The sequence below is a fragment of the Blautia sp. CAG:237 genome (assembly GCF_000436615.1).
Lineage (GTDB): Bacteria > Bacillota > Clostridia > Lachnospirales > Lachnospiraceae > Blautia_A > Blautia_A intestinihominis.
This window is the reverse complement of sequence record NZ_FR886748.1, coordinates 20,673-38,855: the sequence shown is the minus strand read 5'-3', so window position 1 is coordinate 38,855 and position 18,183 is coordinate 20,673. Positions and strand designations below refer to the sequence as shown.

19 protein-coding genes and 1 pseudogene are annotated in these 18,183 nt (G+C 44.5%); 1 reads left to right on the top strand and 19 read right to left on the bottom strand.

The window, feature by feature from the left end:
• The 3 genes and pseudogenes from QZL69_RS09965 to QZL69_RS09955 all read right to left on the bottom strand — a co-directional run.
• Positions 1-468, bottom strand: a pseudogene (locus QZL69_RS09965) (hypothetical protein); the annotation flags it as partial.
• 197 nt (positions 469-665) lie between these two features.
• Positions 666-2,780 carry an ATP-binding protein gene (locus QZL69_RS09960; protein WP_022215063.1) on the bottom strand — a complete coding sequence of 705 codons (2,115 nt, stop codon included), beginning with the start codon at positions 2,778-2,780 and terminating at the stop codon, positions 666-668.
• Positions 2,781-2,782: 2 nt separating this feature from the next.
• Entirely contained in the window at positions 2,783-3,328 is a 546-nt protein-coding gene (locus QZL69_RS09955; RefSeq protein WP_147342106.1) for a substrate-binding periplasmic protein, read from the bottom strand.
• Positions 3,329-3,686: 358 nt separating this feature from the next.
• Here QZL69_RS09955 and QZL69_RS09950 point away from each other — a divergent pair, with 358 nt between their 5' ends.
• On the top strand, positions 3,687-4,232 hold the full coding sequence (locus tag QZL69_RS09950) for a hypothetical protein (RefSeq protein WP_022215061.1): 546 nt from the start codon (positions 3,687-3,689) through the stop codon (positions 4,230-4,232).
• A 95-nt stretch (positions 4,233-4,327) separates the two neighbouring features.
• Here the strand turns inward: QZL69_RS09950 and QZL69_RS09945 are convergent, their stop codons facing one another.
• From QZL69_RS09945 to QZL69_RS09870, 16 genes are all read right to left on the bottom strand, one after another.
• Entirely contained in the window at positions 4,328-4,675 is a 348-nt protein-coding gene (locus tag QZL69_RS09945) for a hypothetical protein (RefSeq protein WP_022215060.1), read from the bottom strand.
• Between the two features lie 140 nt (positions 4,676-4,815).
• Positions 4,816-5,754 carry a tRNA dihydrouridine synthase gene (locus QZL69_RS09940; RefSeq protein WP_022215059.1) on the bottom strand — a complete coding sequence of 313 codons (939 nt, stop codon included), beginning with the start codon at positions 5,752-5,754 and terminating at the stop codon, positions 4,816-4,818.
• Positions 5,751-7,187 (bottom strand): tRNA (N6-isopentenyl adenosine(37)-C2)-methylthiotransferase MiaB, encoded by a 1,437-nt coding sequence (gene miaB / locus QZL69_RS09935; protein WP_022215058.1) that lies wholly within the window; start codon positions 7,185-7,187, stop codon positions 5,751-5,753. Before miaB ends, QZL69_RS09940 begins: the two co-directional genes overlap by 4 nt.
• Before the next feature lie 133 nt (positions 7,188-7,320).
• A complete protein-coding gene (locus QZL69_RS09930; protein WP_022215057.1) occupies positions 7,321-8,217 on the bottom strand; it encodes a M14 family zinc carboxypeptidase in 897 nt (298 codons plus the stop codon).
• Positions 8,218-8,346: 129 nt separating this feature from the next.
• Positions 8,347-10,809 carry a hypothetical protein gene (locus QZL69_RS09925; RefSeq protein WP_022215056.1) on the bottom strand — a complete coding sequence of 821 codons (2,463 nt, stop codon included), beginning with the start codon at positions 10,807-10,809 and terminating at the stop codon, positions 8,347-8,349.
• Between the two features lie 207 nt (positions 10,810-11,016).
• Entirely contained in the window at positions 11,017-12,267 is a 1,251-nt protein-coding gene (locus QZL69_RS09920) for a glutamate-5-semialdehyde dehydrogenase (RefSeq protein ID WP_022215055.1), read from the bottom strand.
• Positions 12,268-12,297: 30 nt separating this feature from the next.
• The gene (locus tag QZL69_RS09915; RefSeq protein WP_022215054.1) at positions 12,298-12,855 is read right to left on the bottom strand and encodes a 5-formyltetrahydrofolate cyclo-ligase; all 558 of its coding nucleotides are present in this window, start codon (positions 12,853-12,855) and stop codon (positions 12,298-12,300) included.
• On the bottom strand, positions 12,833-13,054 hold the full coding sequence (locus QZL69_RS09910) for a DUF896 domain-containing protein (protein WP_118252829.1): 222 nt from the start codon (positions 13,052-13,054) through the stop codon (positions 12,833-12,835). Before QZL69_RS09910 ends, QZL69_RS09915 begins: the two co-directional genes overlap by 23 nt.
• A 24-nt stretch (positions 13,055-13,078) precedes the next feature.
• The gene (proB, locus tag QZL69_RS09905; protein ID WP_022215052.1) at positions 13,079-13,933 is read right to left on the bottom strand and encodes a glutamate 5-kinase; all 855 of its coding nucleotides are present in this window, start codon (positions 13,931-13,933) and stop codon (positions 13,079-13,081) included.
• A gap of 55 nt (positions 13,934-13,988) precedes the next feature.
• Positions 13,989-14,483, bottom strand: coding sequence for an rRNA maturation RNase YbeY (gene ybeY, locus QZL69_RS09900; protein ID WP_022215051.1), 495 nt, complete (start codon positions 14,481-14,483; stop codon positions 13,989-13,991).
• Entirely contained in the window at positions 14,480-15,490 is a 1,011-nt protein-coding gene (locus QZL69_RS09895; RefSeq protein WP_022215050.1) for a PhoH family protein, read from the bottom strand. The genes ybeY and QZL69_RS09895 overlap by 4 nt, the downstream gene beginning before the upstream one ends.
• Positions 15,483-16,709 carry a sporulation protein YqfD gene (locus tag QZL69_RS09890; RefSeq protein ID WP_022215049.1) on the bottom strand — a complete coding sequence of 409 codons (1,227 nt, stop codon included), beginning with the start codon at positions 16,707-16,709 and terminating at the stop codon, positions 15,483-15,485. Before QZL69_RS09890 ends, QZL69_RS09895 begins: the two co-directional genes overlap by 8 nt.
• Positions 16,710-16,717: 8 nt before the next feature.
• Complete coding sequence (locus QZL69_RS09885) at positions 16,718-16,993, bottom strand: YabP/YqfC family sporulation protein (protein ID WP_022215048.1); 276 nt, start codon at positions 16,991-16,993, stop codon at positions 16,718-16,720.
• Between the two features lie 67 nt (positions 16,994-17,060).
• Positions 17,061-17,618, bottom strand: a complete 558-nt coding sequence (locus tag QZL69_RS09880; protein ID WP_022215047.1) for a DUF2284 domain-containing protein — start codon at positions 17,616-17,618, stop codon at positions 17,061-17,063.
• A gap of 19 nt (positions 17,619-17,637) precedes the next feature.
• A complete protein-coding gene (locus QZL69_RS09875; protein ID WP_022215046.1) occupies positions 17,638-17,964 on the bottom strand; it encodes a cupin domain-containing protein in 327 nt (108 codons plus the stop codon).
• 28 nt (positions 17,965-17,992) lie between these two features.
• The coding region (locus tag QZL69_RS09870) for a 23S rRNA (pseudouridine(1915)-N(3))-methyltransferase RlmH (RefSeq protein WP_291519263.1) at positions 17,993-18,183 on the bottom strand (191 nt) is incomplete at its 5' end.

Sequence of the window (18,183 nt, the reverse complement as noted above, 5' to 3'; positions counted from 1 at the left end):
TTCGTCCATTTCAGCTACATCCGCGATCTGAGCAGCTGTATAACCTTTGTTGTACATTTTCATAATCATTTCCCGTTTACCCATCTCAATTCCGGTTTCAATTCCAGTCTCTTTAATTTTCTGGCTCAAATTACACATAATACTCACATCCTCTCTGAAATCTTTTTCCATTGGAATTGCATATTCAGTTCCAATAATATCCAGTTTTTCGTTTACTGTTAAATCCTGAGACAACCCATCCCTCATCCTGACATAAAATATAATGTCAAATCGTATCATTCCCTCATGAAGTTCCGGATTTTCAAAATTAAGACCAACCACACGAAATTCCTCATTTTTAACAGCAGCATTAGTAAGACCTGTTTCTATTGGAACCGTGTTAATAAATGGTTCACCTTCAATGTTAGAAACCACATCTTTCGGACTGTATTTGTAGCAACATATGGTATTAGCTCCCAGATCATTCATGAAAAATCCTACTGGGCTTTCAGCATCGGAAAAATATGCTATATGCTAAATCCGATGCTGAAAACCTAACATAATCGACAGTTCTGGCATTGGAAATTGGTCTTGCGGATAAATCGATGCTGGTGCCTTAACATAATTGGCATATCAGGCATCGGGAACTAAATTGTTTATCTGTCCCGATGCCTCGCGATCCTTTTTTACTCTAGTATCCCCCCAAGTACCTCCAAGAGCTCATCCACCACGATCGGTTTTGCCAGGTGTCCGTTCATGCCTGCTTCCAGGGAGGTCTGGCGGTCTTCGTCGAAGGCGTTGGCGGAAACGGCGATGATCGGGATCTTTGCGATGGCTTTGTTTTCCAAAGAGCGAATCTTTCTGGTGGCGGTGTAGCCGTCCATAACTGGCATCTGGATGTCTATGAGGATGACATCATAAAAGCCTTCCGGGTAATAGGTGACTTTTTCTACGGCAATGGCACCGTTTTCAGCAGTATCTACTTTGAAGCCAGCCTCTTCCAGAATGGCAGTGGCGATTTCACGGTTCATGCTGTTGTCCTCCACAAGAAGGACTCTTTTGCCGGCAAAAAGTTCCGGCGAACAGGAAATTGTCTTCTGTTCTTCTGATTTCTCTGGTGCTTCCGCGATCCTCTGACACAGCCGGACGATGATCTCAGTTCCCTTGTTTTCCTCTGATTTGATATCGATCGTTCCACCCATGGCATCTACAAATCCTTTGATGATCGTCATCCCAAGCCCGGTTCCCTGAATGCCGCTGATCGTGGAGTTTGCCTGACGCTCAAATGGCTCAAAGATCTTCTGGAGAAATTCCTCACTCATGCCGCAGCCATTGTCTTTGACATGGATCTCATAATTTCCAAAATTTTCCTTTTCACAGGGTTTCTGTATGATCCGCAGGGAAATGCTGCCACCAGTTTGGGTGTACTTCACCGCATTTCCAAGAAGATTGACCAGGATTTCCTTCACACGCAGCTTATCACAGTAAATATACATATCCTGGACCTGCCAGATATCAATGGAAAATTCCTGCTTCTTCGCCAGAGCCTGATCCCGGATGATGATATCTGTTTCCCTTACGATATCCGCGATGCTCCAGACACTTTCATCCAGCTTTGTCTGCCCGCTCTCAATCCTGCTGATCTCCAGTACTTCATTTACGATCCCCAAAAGATGATTTCCCGATATCTTTATCTTTGAGAGATAATCCTGTGTCTTTTCTGTATCACCGCCCGCCTGGATCGCCAGATTTGTAAAGCCCAGCACTGCATTCATCGGTGTCCGGATATCATGGGACATATTCTGCAGAAATACTTTTTTGGCTACGGATGCCTGCTTTGCTGCGCACAGAGCTTTCTCCAGAAGTTCCTTCTGTTTCAGCTCATGCTGGGCTGCCTTTTTCTGCTCCTGTTCCCTGTGGATAAAATAGGTAACGATCAGTATGAGCAGGACTGTCAGCAATCCGATAAAAAGCCAGACATGATCCTGGATAACATCCGTCAGTGTATAAGTCACAACCGTATCAAGATAACGATACGTGTGATTAAGCCCATAACTTTCTCCCAGAATACTGAGTCCATGGTTCAGGATCTGAAGCAGTGCCTTATTTCCGGCAGCGACTCCGAAACAGAGTTTTTCACTGTCTGACAGCGTAATGATGTTTAACTTTTTTTCTCCGTTCAGGAGCTGGCTGACACGAAGCGCACTCAAAAGTGTGCTGTCTGCCTCTCCCGAATTAACTGCATCAATACACGCCTCGATCCCATCATACATCACGATCTCAGCATCCGGATAATTCGCCAGTGTATACCAGTACTGACGGAGATTATTCTGATTTACCGCAATTCTGGAAGTAACCTCATTATCATACGGCTCGCGGTAAACGAGTGCTATCGGAAACGCAACGACAGCAGAACTCTGCACAAATTCTTCCTGCTCTGCATACCACTTTCCATCACTGACAGGCATTACAAAATCCACTTCTCCGTTTTTCAGGCAGTCCAGCATTTCCTGCTGGTCATCAAAGCATCTGTAAATGATCTCCGGATCATAATCACCGGAAAGTGCATCAAACAGATCCGGTACGATGTCCGACACAAGGCCGGTCGCAGATCCGTCCTCTGCCTTATCGCAGTATGGCAGATAGTCTGCCAGGTAGCCCACCGTTATCTGAGCATGTTCCTTCATCCACTGCTGTTCCTGCTGCGAAAGAAAAACACTGACCGTTGTTTCTGTATAATATTTGTTTCGCAGCTCATCAACTTCCACCGCATCCCGCTCATTCATAATGGACATTGCCATATTCAGTTCACTGAGCAGATCCTCCCTTTCCTTTGCAGTGCACAGATAAAAAAGCTGCTTGCCGATCTTTTAGGAGTGATACCAGAGTAAGAAGAAACCACATTATCGGCACTTACAAACCCATCGATCTGCTGTTCATTAAATACCCTGGCACATTCCGTAAAATCCGAATAATATTCAATCTCAATATCGGCACGGTGTCTGGCTTTCCATTGTTCCAGTGCTGCAGTCATACGCTGATCACCTTTGAGCGTACCGATCTTCTTGCCACTGTATGAGGCAATGTCGCCGCACTGCATGGAGCTATCATCCGTATCCTTATAAATATAAAAAGTCTCATTCAGCATTTCACTGTCCGGATAGCCGATCTGATCCACTCTGTCCTCAGAATAAGCCACACCTGCCATCAGATCGATCTCGCCGTCCTTCAGCTTCTCGAACAGTTCATCCCATTCGCCATAAACATACTCATATTTCCAGCCTGTATAAGATGCAAGTTTCTGAAGATATTCGTAACTGTATCCGCTTTTTGGAGCCCTGTCATCCATACCTTCCTGAAAATTATTCGAAAAATAATAGCCTACTTTTACGGTTTCCGCACTTTGCGCAGAAACATCTACACTAAAAAAAGCCAGAACTCCCACACACAAACACCACAGTATTGTGATAAGAAAATAATGGCTTAGTTTTTTGATCTGCAAATTTCCCGACAGCACTGTAAATCCCCCCAGATCATCAAAAATGATTAGTTTTATTATACGCTTTCAGGCAATATGCTGTCAATTTTTTTAATAAAACAACTTTATATATGCAAATTCATCAAAAAAACTGGAATAATTTTTATTACAATTTTTGTCCGATCCATGGTATACTTACTGTAAAAACAGGTACAAAGAAGGAATAACTATGAAATACAAAGACGAGATAAAAATTGGAATCATGACTGCATGTTTCTGCTGTGCGATGGTTATGGTCTATGCTGTTGTCCCCAAGGATGCCAGTGTTCTCCGGGCACGTGCCACCAGCACCTTTAAGGAAGCACCCGAGACAGCTGCCGAGGCAGAAGCCGAGAAGCAGTCCGAAGCGGAGGATGCCGGATTTACGATCTATTCCAAGGACAGCAATTATGACTACGATACCTCTGATGATTCCGGAAGTTCTGACACATCCTCCTCTGATGCAGATACCACCCAGAATGATGATGGAAGTTCTGATGTTTCCCATGATGATAACACTTCTTCGGATGATTACATCAACGAAGACGATAACTCCGGTGATTACAATACTTCCGATCAGATCACTTATCCGACCGATGACGGATCCGACTCTTCTCATGATGACAGCAGTTCCGGTGATGTCCAGACCGATTATGACACCGGTGGTTCCGATTCTTCGGATGATTCCTCCGGCTCGTTTGAGGAGAATCTTGTCCTGGAAGAAACTTATCATTAAGAGCCCAATATTTTACGAAGAAAAGGCGACCGACATGAGCTGTTTCATGTCAGCCGCCTTTTTCTTTACGGAAGAACGATTCAGACAGAAAATTTTTACAAAACTTTTCTTCCATTTACTGTCAGCTTAAAAGTTGTCCCAAGAATTTCAGCAGACTTCCTGCAGAACATCATTCTTCCAAGAAAGATCTCAAAATAATCGTACATAGAACAAATATTTTCATCAATCTGAAGGTTTAGCGCAATCACAGATTTTTCTTCATCTATCTTAAGTTTCGAATCTGTAACTGCATAATTTACGCGGTCATGGATATCAAATGCTGATTTTTCTTTCTGACGCACCCGGCTTCTTCTGACATCTGTTTTATCAGCTATAACAAGGGCCGCTGATATAACATCTATTCTCGCTCCTCTTTCGATTATTATTCTTACTTCGAAAGTCATCATAACACTTCTATTGTCCGTAAACTATCAATCTTCGCTTAAATTATTGTAAAATTATCACGATTCACGCCCTTGGAAAACCTGAACAGACAAAAAAAAGACTTCTACTGTATGTTGTCTGTTCAGTAAAAGTCTCTTCTTTAAAGAATCAGCTCTTCATTTGAAAATAATTCTGCAACCGCGCTCTCATATACGATGCATTTTTCACTTTTTTTGATTTTTTTGAGATATTTTTTATTGTTTGCAAACAGCGGTCCCATATAAAACCAGAGTTCTTTCATCTTAAAAAGAACGTTGCGGTCGCCGGAAACTTCTGCGCGATATGTATGATACACCAGATCATGGAACTTCCGAAGTTCCGCTTTGGTAAGAGCCTGTCCACCCCTTATCTCTCTTGCAAGGGCAGGATTCGTAAGCGTACCTCTGCCGCTCATGACTGCATCAAGTTCCGGAAATCTCTCACAGATTCTCTGATGATCCTCCACGCAGAAAATATCACCATTATAGCAGACCGGATTTGTACTCATCGCAAAAGCTTCTGCAAACATTTCCAGATTTGGAGTATTTTTGTAAAAATCCTTCTGCACACGCGGATGGATAATGAGTTCTTTCATCGGGAATTTATTATACAGTTTCATCAATTCAGGAAATCCCGATGCATCTTCCATTCCCAGCCGTGTTTTGACGGAGATCTGAATATTGCACTTCGCAAAGATCTCATCCAGAAAACGTTCCAGTTCCTCAGGTCGGTCAAGAAATCCGGCGCCGCAGCCCTTGGTCACGACAGTTTTGGACGGACAGCCAAGATTTAAGTTGACTTCCTGGTAGCCGTATTCACTGAGAAGTTCCACTGTTCGGATAAAATCCTCTGCCTTCTTCGTAAGGATCTGAGGAACTGCATACATTCCCTCATTATTCTCCGGCAGCAGGTCTTTCTTTTCCCTTCCGCTTAAGTTGAGATTCTGCTTGGCACGGATGAACGGGATAAAATATTTGTCAAATCCATCAAAGCATTCAAAAAGAGCCTTACGATATACGTAATTCGTGATTCCCTCTAACGGGGCAAGATAAATCTTCATTCGTTTTCTTCCAGTGTTCCCAGATAGTAGAAGCCTCTGCATTCATCCAGATGGACTCTGACATATTTGCCAAGGAGGGATTCATTTCCCGGGAAATGTACCAGCAGATTATATTCCGTTCTTCCGGTAAAAATTCCCTTCTCTTTGCTTTCTTCCTCTACGAGAACTTCCTGCACGCTTCCCTCAAATCTGGAGGAACGTCTGCGGCCTTCCTGCTGTACCAGGGCAAGAAGACGGTTGAATCTTTCTTTTGCCACATCCTGCGGAACCTGATTTTCCATAGCAGCAGCCGGTGTATCGCTTCGTTTGGAATACAGGAAAGTAAATGCTGTATCATAGCCACATTTGGCAACAACATCCAGTGTCTCCTGGAAATCCTCCTCTGTCTCACCAGGGAAACCAACAATAATATCTGTTGTCAGGGAAATATCCGGGATTGCTGTGCGGATACGGTCTACCAGATCCAGATACTTCTCTTTGTCATAGCGGCGGTTCATCACCTTCAGAATACGGCTGCTGCCGGACTGAAGCGGAAGATGGAGATGATGACAGATCTTTTTGCTCTTTGCCATCGTCGCGATCAGTTCATCGGAAAGATCCTTCGGATGGGAAGTCATGAAACGGATTCTTTTGAGTCCCTCGATATCTTCCAGCATTTCCAGAAGCTGTGCAAAAGTAACCGGATTCTCCAGTGTCTTGCCATAAGAGTTTACATTCTGTCCAAGAAGCATGACTTCGGAAACGCCGTCCGCTGCCAGACGTTTTACTTCCTTGACGATTGCCTCCGGTTCACGGCTGCGCTCACGGCCGCGAACATACGGCACGATACAGTAGCTACAGAAGTTATTGCAGCCAAACATGATGTTGACACCGGATTTGAAAGTATAGTTTCTCTCTGTCGGCAGATCCTCCACGATCTGATCTGTTCCTTCCCATATATCAACAATCTGCTGTTCAGACTGCTGCATATCATAAAACAGCTCGGCAAATTTAAAAATATTGTGGGTTCCAAAAACAAGGTTTACGAATGGGTATGTCTTCTTGATCTTCTCAACAACATGCGGCTCCTGCATCATACAGCCGAACAGGATGATCTTCATATCCGGATTCTTGTCCTTGAGGCTGTGAAGATGTCCAAGTCTTCCATAAACCTTGAGGTTTGCATTTTCACGGACAGTACAGGTATTGTAGATCACGACATCTGCTTCCTCGTTATCCTGTCTGTGATAGCCGATCTCATCCATGATTCCTGCCACAACTTCGGATTGTTTCTCATTCATCTGACATCCAAATGTTGTCAGGCAGTAAGTCAGAGGGCGGCCAAGTGTATTTGATTTCTGTGCAGTAAGTGTCTTTGCCAGTTCAATAAAAGAATTCTGACGTGCAGTTTCTTCCGCAGTCATGGTATTTGTTTTCTGTGATTCTTTTGTCATTTCCAATAACTCCTTATCCATAGATTCGTAATATCTCGATGATCAGTCAGATCTGATAAAATATTCTTTCATGGTCAAAATGCTAACAATTATATATTGTACAAAAAATTTCTGATATGTGCAAGCGGAATATCTACAGTGAAAACAAATACTCAAGCGGAAGGGTATGGATCTTTCGATATTCGCTTTGCAGCTGCTCTTCTCTGGTCTTCCCTTCTGCTTCCAGGGTTTCGATCCGAAATGACGGCTTATGGCAGATTTCTGCATAAAACTGTTCCGGCGAACCGGTTCCCGGACGGCCTGCAACAGAAAAATCCCCTTGGCCATTTCCGGAATTCTCCATGTAGTAACTGCTGCATTTCTGGAGATGTCTCGCCAGACGATAACTTTTCTGGTTTGCTGCAAAAGATTTCGACTGTTTAAAATACAAAATACGATTTCGAAAATGGTCAAATGATAAAAGTCCACAGCTTGGATATTCCTGAAAGATCCGGATCAATGCTTTCGTCTCATTTTCACTTGCAGGCTGCTGCATAACCTGTTTACGCTGATAATATTGTGTAGGAAAGTTCTTTCTGAGATCAACGCCTCTGCTGTTCCCGGTATACTCCTGACTCGGTATTTCCTGCATGCGAAGCATCTGCCGATAGATCGGATTACGAATCGCCTGGAAATCTCCTGTATAGATTTCATAACCATCGGGATTGAGCAGCGGTATGAAGCACAGACGCCAGTTTTGTAGAACTTCTCCGACTTCATAGATTTCTTCCATCTTCCATCCACTTTCCCAGGCTTTGACATATTCCTGCATCATCCGGATCAGAAACATCGGTGTCTGCCTGTCCAGTCCGGTAAGCCCGGAAAGACAGAAAATACAATTTGTCCCTTTTCCCAGTTCTACCATCGGAATCATTCTCTCATCATGACTTTTCCCAATGACGCGAAACTGTGCGATCTGGCTGTATCTCTGGGAAATCTCCCACATTTCATAATAAAGATCTTCATATGTACAGGATCGTGTATCTGGCATAATCTTTTCCCTCCATATTTCTTTTATTACAGATTTTTATCCAAAATCATGTATCTGCCCTGTATTAATATATGAAAAGAGGCAGGTCAAAAGACCCTGCCTCTGTAAAATCTTTTGTTTTGAGATTTATTAAATGTCTTTTTTGCGTTTGCGGATCAGGATATATCCGGCTGCCAGCAGTGAGAGTACTGCCAGTGTTGCCATAGTTCCGATTGGAGATTCATCCATAGTAGAAACTGCGGACTTGGAGCTGGAACCATTTGCTTTCTCTGTTGCTGCTTCTGTTGCAGTCAGCTCTGCGTCAGTTGCGCTTCCACTTCCGCTTCCGCCGCCTGTTCCACCTGCATCTCCGGTTGGGGTTATGGTAAGGTCAGCGTCTGTAAGTTCCTGTGAGCTGAACTGGGTTTTGACGGATTCAATTACATCTGTATCCTGCCATTCTGATCCGTTGTAAATCTGTTTCTTGAAGAATACATAGATGTTGTAAGTCTTAGCATCTTTGATACCTTTCGGAGAACCAATTCGGAAAGTAGTATTCTTGTCTTCTGTCTGCTTAGGGTCTTCCTTCATACTCCAGTACATTGGAATCCATCTCTCATCGCCGGAAACATACGGCGGCTCATCATTCTGACCGGCTCCGGTTACTGAAAACTCATAAAATGTACCCGGAGTAAATTTCAGCGGATTCTCCAGACCGGTGATCTTGCTCTTGGAAGCAAGTTCAGAGACAGAATAGGTACGTGCTTTACGAGTATTATTGTTTGATGCAGGCGGACGTTTCGTCTTAAAGCTAGGAGTATTTAATTTAAAAATACTCATCTTAGCTTTACCGGTTGTAGGCTTTGCACAAACAACCAGCCAACTGTCTGCCTCCGGAACATTCTCTGCTTTGACAGTGAATCCCGTGTTTGCTTTTGCTACATTTGTAGCCCGGCTTGAATCATACATGTTCTGGATTGTCTCTACACTGGTATCTGCATCTACAAAGAAATAATACCATTTGCAATCCTGAGTTGTAGAAAAATCCAAAGAAACGGTAGTATGATTTGTCCATTTCAAAGTACCGCTCTTATAAGTCAGGAAAGACGCTTCCTTAGGCGGACGTTTTTTATTGAAGCTGTCCTCGTCAAGTTTGAAATATTTCATTTCAGTCGTTCCATCAGTAGATGTCGCAAAAACAACCAGCCATTTGTTATTCTTTTCCGGAACATTTGTTGCTGTAACTGTAAATCCTTTATTTGCCTTAACTGATGTTGTAGTATGTTTTGCATCATACATCTTTTTGATTTTGGCTTCGCTTGTTCCTGAATCTACATAAGTATAATACCACTTACAATCCTTGGTATTAGACAGTTCAACAGAAACTGCTGTATGACTCGTCCATTTCAGTGTACCACTTTTATAGCTAAGGAAATCCTTTGTCGGTTCCGGATCTGGATCCGGTGTATCTGCCTTCTTTTTCAATGTGACTGTTTTTGTTGTTGTATCAGCTGCATTCAGAGTATACTCATCTGTATCATAGCCAAACTGTGTCACAGCACTCTCAAAAACACTTGATTCTACCTTGTCTGCCGCACCAAGCACCTGCCAGCCATCTGCTGCATTAGCATGAGTAAAGGAAATCTCTGAACCTGTAAGCTCATCTGTAATCATAAATTTTGCTTCCTTATCCAGATATACGTTTGCCTGTACATCCGCGATCTTATTATCTTTTACTATAACAGTGCCCTGTACAAGAATATCGGAGTCACTGTATACAGCACCATTTGCGCCGGTATTTCCGGTGATCGTACCACCTGCAAGAGCAATCTGTCCGCTTGTGCAGTCAATTGCTGCGCCCTTTGCACTGCTGTTATTTCCGGTAAGAATTACATTTGAAAAAAGTCCAAAACTTCCATCGGTCACTTTAACAATGGAACCCTCTGCTGTAATGCTTGTATCCGTAAATGCACCACTGACTGTCAGTTTGCCATCATCTTTTACTTCAAACTGCAGGGAAGCATTTTCTCCAGATACCTGGAACATATCTCCTTTAAAAGAATCATCTGCCCTTCCGATAGAAACATCTCCCGCTGCACGGATGCAGACTTTCTTATTCTCTATTGTAACTGTAGATGATAATGCAAGCTGATCGGAAACCTCGATTACCGTAGCTTCTGAATCTGCTGTTGCAACTTCTACTTTATCAATTGCTGCCTGAAGTGATGGCTGATAGTCTGGTACATCTTTACCATCGGCATCCTTATTAATAATAGCAATTCCAGTAGCTGTATTCTCTTCTGCTACCGTCTCAGTTTCTGTAGTTTCTTCCGCCGGCTGTTCTGCTGGTGCTTCTGTCGGCTCCTCTGCCGGTTCTTCGGCTGGTGCCTCGGTCGGCTGTTCCGGCTCTGTCGGTGCCTCGGTCGGTTCTGCCGGTGCTTCTGTCGGCTGTTCTTCGGCTGCAGAATTATCTGTATCTTCGGAAGATCCGAAATCTCCCGTTTCCTCACCTGCTGTTTCAGATGCAGCATCTGCTGCCATTGCAGTAACCGGCACACCACCGGTAGCAAGTGCACCTGCCAGGATCATTGCATATAATTGTTTACGTCTCAACTTAAATCCTCCCATGTGTCTTCATTTCACAGTCGAAATTCCCATAAAATCACTTTCCGGCTGCACGAAATATGTAACATCGTTAATTTGCTGTTCTTCAAACAAAGTTTGCATCAATAAACTGTCTTTCATTATACACACGCATATCCAAAATGTCAAATCAACGATGCATATTTCTGGTCATTATCGTTCGACCTTTTTTTACTTTTATGGTCGAATCTGGCCATTTCCATAGATAATATATTTGGTTGTTGTCAAAGCAAGGAGTCCCATCGGTCCTCTTGCGTGAAGCTTCTGAGTACTGATTCCGATCTCTGCACCATATCCAAACTCAAATCCATCCGTGAATCTGGTGGAAGCATTTACATATACAGCGGCTGCATCCACTTCATCCAGGAATTTCTGTGCATTGCTGTAATTCTCTGTGATGATCGCCTCTGAATGACCGGTATTGTACTTATTGATATGTGCGATCGCCTCATCTACATTATGTACTACCTTGATAGAAAGAATGTAATCCAGATATTCCGTTCCCCAGTCTTCTTCTGTAGCTGCGACTGCGCCCGGCATCAGTGTCTGTGCTTCTTTGTCTGCACGCATCTCCACATGTTTCTCCTGAAGACGCTTTGCAAGGACCGGAAGAAGTTTTTCTTTGACATTTTCATGGACAAGCAGAGACTCGCATGCATTGCAGACACCGACCCTCTGTGTCTTGGCATTGAGGATGATATTGACTGCCATATCAAGATCTGCGCTCTCATCCACATAAATGTGGCAGTTTCCGGTACCAGTCTCGATCACAGGGATTGTGCTCTGGTTCACAACGGCTTTAATAAGGCCCTTTCCGCCTCTTGGAATCAGGACATCCACATATTCGTTCATCTTCATGAACTCAGCCGCAGTCTCTCTGGAAGTATCTGCGATCAGCTGAATGGCATTTTCTGTTACGCCGTGGGCTCCTAAAGTCTCTCTGATGCAGTTTACGATCGCCTCGTTTGAATGAAGTGCATCACTGCCACCCTTGAGGATCACAACGTTGCCAGTCTTGAAACAAAGTCCAAATGCATCAGCGGTAACGTTCGGGCGTGCCTCATAGATGATCCCGACAACACCAAGCGGAACTCTTTTCTGACCGATCAGAAGTCCGTTCGGACGTTTTTTCATTCCGGTCACTTCACCGATCGGATCTTCGAGAGACACAAGCTGACGAAGTCCCTCTGCCATTCCTTCGATTCTCTCTCTGGTAAGGAGCAGACGGTCCACCAGACCTTCCGGCATGTGGTTTGCCTTTCCGTGTTCTACATCGATCGCATTGGCACTGAGTAACTGTTCTGTACATTCTACAAGATGATCTGCCACAGCCTCAAGAACCTCGTTTTTCTTGTTTGTTGTTATATTTCGAAGCTCTGTCTCGGCATCCTTGGCATTTTTTCCAAGCTGCAATAACATTTCATTCATTGTCAAAACCTCCTTCTGGAAACAGGCCTGTTATTTTGTGAGTTGGTAGATTTTATTTTCTGTAACGATAATCTCCGGCGAGATATCTGTCGGTTCTGTCGGAACAGAAGGTAAGATCTGGAAATCAAAAGCAACTGCCACTCTCTTGATCTGCAGGTGTTTCTCAAGGAAGCGGTCATAAAAGCCGCCGCCGTAACCAACCCTGTGATTCTGCGGGTCAAAAGCCACTCCCGGCATGACCATCATGGCATCTTCCCACTGAACGATCTCGCCACGCGCCGGCTCAGGGATCCCGAAATATCCCTTTTCAAGCTGTGAGAAATCCGTCAGTTTATAGAATACCATATCCTGTCCGACAACTTTCGGAACTGCGACTTCCTTGCCCTGCTTCCATGCTTCTTCGATAATGAAACCTGTCATGACTTCGTGGTTATAATCTGCATAGGCAAGAATCTTCTGTGCTGACTGAAATTCCGGAAGCTCTGCTACCTTCTGTGCGATCTGACGGCTCCATGCCTCTACCTGGCTGTCTGTACATTCTTTTCTTAATTTGAAGATCTGTTTTCTAATGAGTTTTTTTTCTTCCATATTTATCACCTAAATTTGTAACAGAACCATCGGCTTCTTTGATGCTGATATTATTTAACTGTGCTCTTAAGTTTCCGCGGACTGCTGCGAGATATTCCTTACGCAGTTCTGCCTGCTCTGCTTTTTCTTCTTCTGTAAGACCTACGCTCTTGGCTTTGTGTGCCAGTGCGTTGATACGGTCGATCTTTACGTTATCCATTCCCATGGTAAGTATCTCCTTTATTTAAAGTAATTTCTCAATATAATCGATCAGGAAAAATTCTTCTTTCTTATCACCAACAAACAAGGTTCCGTAATTACGTCCTTCCATGATCTTGTGAATGATATGGAAATCTGCTCCGTTTGCAATGATCATGTCTGCGCCCGCAGATGTAGCAATCTCGGCAGCAGTAAGTTTCGTTGCCATTCCTCCGGTTCCGACTTTGCTCTTTGGACCCTTGCCCATGCTTAAGAGTTTCTCATCCAGTTTCTCAACCGTATGGATGAACTCTGCATCCGGATTGGCATTCGGATCATCTGTAAACAGTCCGTCGATATCGGAAAGCAGGATCAGAAGATCGGCTCCGATCAGTCCGGCGATGACGGCTGACAGGGTATCGTTATCACCAAAAGATTCCAGTTTCTCAAGCTCATAGCTGGAAATGGAGTCATTTTCGTTTACGACTGGAATTGCCCCGACATTCAGAAGTTCCTCAAATGTATTTCTGGCATTGTGACGGTTCAGATTGTTGACCATAGTATTCTTGGTCATCAGGATCTGTGCCGCAACCTGATTGTACTCCGCAAAAAGTTTCTGATAGATCATCATAAGCTTTGCCTGTCCTACTGCGGAACATGCCTGCTTCTTCTTAAGTTCAGCCGGTTTCTCATGAAGTCCGAGAGCGGAAGCACCTACCGCAACAGCACCGGAAGTTACCAGTACCACATCCTTGCCCTGATTGTGAAGGTCGCTCAATTCACGTACCAGCACTTCCAGTTTACGCAGGTTCAGTTTATTGGTTTCTTTGTGGATCAGAGAGGAAGAACCTACCTTTACCACAATACGCTTTTTGTCTTTTAACATCTCACGGTAATTCATCGTTATGTCTCTCCAAGTATATTTTATTGCCGTTTCCCGGCAGAGCATTTATTGTTTATCTGGTGATTCCAAGATCATCGAGGGCTTTGGCCTGCTTTTTCTCCATGACAGCAGCTTCTTCCGGAGTCATATGGTCGTATCCGAGAAGATGAAGCATGCTGTGTGCAAACAGGAAGCTGAACTCGCGCTCAATGCTGTGACCGTATTCCTGTGCCTGGGAATAAACTCTGTCTACGGAGATCATCACATCTCCAAGAAGCAGTTCATCGGTATCCAGGTCAAAATATTCGTCCTTCTCATCGATCACAGAATAGTCTGCCGGTTTCTCAAACGGGATCATCGGGAAAGAAAGCACGTCTGTCGGTGCATCGATCAGACGAAATTCCGCATTTACCTTGCGGATCTCTTCGTTGTCTGTGATGACCAGGTTTACGCTGATCTCATACGGGCATTCCTCCAGTTCCAGGATATGGGATGCTACTTTCTCGGCGAGTTTCTCATAAGGGATCTCTAATTTGCGTTCGGTTTCATACTCGATCTGAATGGTCATTTCTTCTTCTCCTCACTGCGGCGTGTGGTGCGTCTTGCCGGCTTCTGTTTCTTCTCATAGTCATCGTAAGCCTGTACGATCTGCTGTACCAGTGGATGACGCACGACATCCTTGCTGGTAAGCTGGCAGAATCCGATATCATCAATCTTCTTAAGGACTTTGGCAGCGACATCAAGTCCGGATACCGCGTCTCTCGGAAGGTCCTTCTGGGAAGCGTCACCGGTCACAACTACCTTGGAGCCAAAGCCGATACGTGTCAGGAACATCTTCATCTGCGCCGGTGTCGTATTCTGTGCCTCATCCAGAATGATAAACGCATTATCAAGGGTACGTCCTCGCATGTAAGCAAGCGGGGCAACCTCGATCAGCCCGCGCTCCATATTCTTGGCAAAGCTGTCTGCTCCCATGATCTGATACAGAGCATCATAAAGCGGGCGGAGATACGGGTCTACCTTACTCTGAAGGTCTCCCGGGAGAAAACCAAGTTTCTCTCCGGCCTCAATCGCCGGTCTGGTAAGGATGATACGGCTGACTTCCTCATTGCGGAATGCAGTCACCGCCATCGCCATTGCCAGATAAGTCTTACCGGTTCCTGCCGGTCCGATGCCGAATACGATCATTTTTTTGCGGATCTGCTCTACATATTCCTTCTGTCCAAGAGTCTTGGGCTTGATGGGGCGTCCCTGTATCGTGTTGCAGATAAAATCCTTATCTATCTCTGTAAGTACCTGATTTCGCTCTTCCATGGCAAGTGACAGTGCATAGGTCACATTCTGTCGGGTAATGGTATTTCCCTTGCCTGCAAGTGTTACCAGTTCTTCTATCAGCTTCTTCGCCTGAGTTGCGCTTCCGTCTGTACCCAGGATCTTTAAACTGCCGTCTCTGGATATCAGTGTTACATTCAGGGTGCGCTCGATCAGCTTGAGATGCTCGTCAAACTGGCCGAACACATTTCCCTCCAGATCTGCGGGGACCTGAGTGTGTAACTCAATAATGCTGTTAGTCATTCTCTGTTGTCCTTTCTTCGGGCTGCTCCTGTATTTCTACGGGAACCTCCCTTCCGGTTTTTTCTATGATTTCCAAAGACCCTTTGCTGATGCAGGTCTTATGGTCAACCTCTATTTTAACATTATTTGCAGATATTTGAAGCCCTTTTTCCATTAATTTTTTCTCATAAGCCTGTAAAATCTCCCATGATACGATCTTTGCCTCTTTTTCTGTGCGTTTTTTTGCGGTTTTACGATATTCTTTTCTGACGATTTTCCCATAAGATGCAGGAAGAAAAAAGTTCTCTGTTACCTGCCAGGGATGATATTCAACAGATTGTTGCCATCCGTTTTCTTTCTTTCCCCCGAAAGTAAAGATCCAGTTTCCCAGCCGGACACAGCCGCCCTTTTTTTCTGTTCCTGCAAAAACTTCTTCCTGATACTCCATCGGAACTTCGTGATAATACGCCAGTTTGTACTGGATATAGACATCCGCATCTGCTTTTACATATTGATATTGATAAACTTCCTGACTGTCATTCTTCAGTTCCAGCACACCAGAGACCAGAATATCCCCTTTTTTGCAGGTATCGCCCGGATGAAGCAGCGGGACTCCTGCACGGGTGACCATTTTTACGATCGTTCCGTCCTTCTCTGCTGCCAGACTGCTGGCAGTCTGCTCCTTTGGCATATCATCTCCTGAAAAAATCCCTTCCTGCACTTCAAGGGTCAGCCTGGTTCCCTCCAGTTTTGCAGAAACCCAGGTGATTTCCGGATATTTTTCCCGGACTGCCGCGGCAATCTCACTACAGTTTATCTTCTTTCTTGAAATCCCATGTGTAATACCCTGATCGTCCAGAAACTCCAGGATCTCGCCTGTACTGCATTGTCTGTTACCCTCGATCCGAATATTCCAGATATGTCCTGATAAAAATATAAGAAGTCCAATGCACAGCAAAATCCCAAGAAAAAATGCCTTTCTTTTTTTGCTTCGATAAAAAAAGAAGGGCAGTCCATGTTTTTCAACAATATGTATCCTGACACCTGTCTTCCGACAGAGCGGACCAAGAAGAAAAAAATCTTTCACAGCGAGAATCCCTGTCAGAGCTCCATCAGGATGACAGCAAAGATTTCGGATGCAGATTTTTCTTCCCCGGCAGAGGTTCAGAAAACGCTCCGTCTGTTCTCCCCGGACCTGAATCTTTATGCAACCCTTCCAAAAGCAGATCAGCTTTTCCATAAACACCTCTATCGTTCCAGGATTATTTCTGACAGAATCCCCTCTATCTGCATCTCTTCCGGTGTATACCACAGGATTTTCAAGCCTTTCCCATGGATCACCAGTTTGCCGGAAAATGTCAGGATGATCAGTTCCTGCGGCTCATAACGAAGGATACTTCTGTAATTCCCTATCTGTATCTGGCTCTTGCCGGTAACCGTAAAAACCGATTCTTTTAAAGCCAGATCCCGTGGGATCTCCAGTGCCTCCACCAGGTTTTCCCTCCATTGCTCTTTCTTTTTCATAGAAAAAATCTCCGGCTTTTCTTTTAAATATATGCCGGAGATTTTTATTTAGACTTTTTATGAAGTTTTATTTTGGTTCACGGAACAGTACCATAGAAAACCACAGGATCGTATTTCCGCCAAGATTATATTCCATTACCTCACGCTCTACGATCTCACTGACTACAACACCGTGGCTTTCAAGACAGGGGTGCATCCTCTCCGGATGTCTGCATGGCTCGCCCTTAAGATAAGCGCATTCCTTACAGATATCACAGGATTCTGTCGAAAGGGTAAAGGTATCAAATCCCTCACCTTTAAGATATTCTGCCACAGCGGTCGTAAGTTCTTCATGTGCATCTCTGGTAGAAAGCATTTCCTCCATATTCATAATGTCAGAAACCTCTGCTACGCTGGAAAAAAAGACAGCATGGTCATAACTGTGGATTCTGTCCTCACATTCCTTAAGGGTCCCAACCGCCGGTGGACAGGCCCAGGTCGTTCCGTAACGTTCGCATTCCTGCTGACAGACGATCCGCACCCGTTCTGCCACTGACAAAGCCTTCGCGTCCAGAAGACGGTATTCATAGATCGGATAGTCCGATATAAATTCCTCAAATTTCGTTGTATTTAACTCAGCCGCCATTGGACAGCCTCCCTCTTCCTTAGTCCAGAATGATCAGTGCCATGAAAACAAGATCTTCATCGCCGCTGTTTGTAAGGCCATGTCCCTGACCGTCCGGTGTAAAGGTCACATCTCCGGCACTTACCATGCGGAGTGTTCCATTGTCGCTGTAGATTCCCTTTCCGGAAAGGATATAATAGGTCTCACTCTCATTGTGATGCTCATGGTATCCAAGAGAACATCCCGGCTCCAGAGTCACCTCTGCATATAGTCTGCATTTGCCATTTAACTGTTTTTCGTCCAGAAGGCGCTTGATCAGTGCATGTCCCTGGCCGCCTGCCATATTTTCTACACGTTCTGTTGTCATCTTTGTTTCCTCCTTTTCTTGTAAAAAATTATTTATGATAAGGCTCATGGTTCAGAATCCGGTATCCCCGGTAGATCTGCTCCAAAAGGATCATCTGCATCAACTGATGAGGGAAAGTCATCCTGGAAAAGCTCAGTTTAAAATCAGCACGGTCAAGGACTTTATCTCCAAGACCCAGAGAACCGCCGATCACAAACGCGATCGAACTCTTTCCCTCTA